Below are 1,677 nucleotides of genomic sequence, written 5' to 3' on the forward strand. Positions count from 1 at the left end.
ACGCTGCTGATCGCCGAGCGGGTCGAGTCGTACGAGGACGTGTACACGCACAAGGACCGGATGCCGGTCTTCGACGTCCCCGAAGGCCACACCGAAGCCACCTGGCTGCATCACGAGGTGATGGGCGGCCTGTCCGAAAGACTGCCGGACGGGGTGCCCGAAGAGTACCGGGAGCGCGCTGAATACGAACTCAATGTCATTGTGGACAAAGGCTTTCCCGGATACTTCCTGATCACGGCCGACCTGATGACGCACGCGCGCGAGGCGGGAATCCGAGTAGGGCCGGGGCGTGGGTCGGCGGCGGGGTCACTGGTCGCGTACGCGCTCCGCATCACCAATCTCGACCCGATCCGGCACGGTCTGCTCTTCGAACGCTTCCTGAATCCGGAACGAGTGTCCATGCCGGACATCGACATGGACTTCGACGACCGCCGCCGCGGCGAGATGATCCGGTACGCCACCGAGAAATACGGTTCCGACCGGATTGCCCAGGTCATCACTTTCGGTACCATCAAAACGAAAGCGGCGATCAAGGATTCCGCGCGAGTCCACTTCGGACAACCTGGGTACTCGATCGCGGACCGGATCTCCAAAGCCTTGCCGCCGCCGGTGGCCGCCAAAGACATTCCGCTGGCGGGGATCGTGGACGCCAAGCACGAGCGTTACGCGGAGGCGGCCGAGGTCCGCACGCTCGTCGAGACCGACGAAGAGTGCAAGACGATCTTCGAAACCGCCCGCGGCCTGGAGGGGCTGATCCGCAATGCGGGTGTGCACGCCTGCGCGGTGATCATGTCCAGCGAGCCGTTGATGGATGCGATTCCGTTGTGGCGCAGGGACGACGGCTCGATCATCACCGGCTGGGACTATCCGTCGTGCGAGGCCATCGGCCTGCTGAAGATGGACTTCCTGGGCCTGCGCAACCTCACCGTCATCGGCGACGCGATCGACAACATCAAGGCCAACCGCGGCGAGGACATCGACCTCGACCGGCTGGCCATCGACGATCCCGAGACCTTCGCCCTGCTGGTCCGCGGTGACAGTCTCGGAGTGTTCCAATTGGACGGCGGCGCGATGCGGGATCTGTTGCGCCGCATGCGTCCCACCGGGTTCGAGGACATCGTGGCCGTCAACGCGCTCTACCGGCCGGGCCCGATGGCGATGAACACGCACAACAACTACGCCGACCGCAAGAACAAGCGCCAAGCCATCGAACCGATCCATCCGGAACTGGAGGAACCGCTGCGCGAGATCCTCGCCGAAACGCATGGTCTGGTGGTGTACCAGGAACAGATCATGCAGATCGCGCAGAAGGTCGCCGGATATTCGATGGGCCGCGCGGACGTGCTGCGCCGCGCGATGGGCAAGAAGAAAAAGGAAGTCCTGGAAAAGGAATTCGAGGGCTTCCGCGCCGGGATGATCGACAACGGGTTCTCCGGCGAGGCCGTGCAAGCGTTGTGGGACACGATTCTCCCGTTCGCGGGTTATGCGTTCAACAAGTCGCACGCCGCTGGGTACGCGCTGGTCGGGTATTGGACTGCCTATCTCAAGGCGAATTACACCGCGGAGTACATGGCCGCGTTGTTGACGTCGGTGGGTGACAACAAGGACAAGTCGGCGATCTATCTGTCGGAGTGCCGGCGGCTGGGGATCAAGGTGTTGCCGCCGGACGTGAACGAG

The 1,677-nt window shown here is 63.4% G+C and carries 1 protein-coding gene; it reads left to right on the forward strand.

The window, feature by feature from the left end:
• The coding region (gene dnaE / locus ACWDNU_RS45485) for a DNA polymerase III subunit alpha (RefSeq protein WP_449673401.1) at positions 1-1,677 on the forward strand (1,677 nt) is incomplete at both ends.

This window comes from Amycolatopsis sp. NPDC003676, from assembly GCF_053587275.1.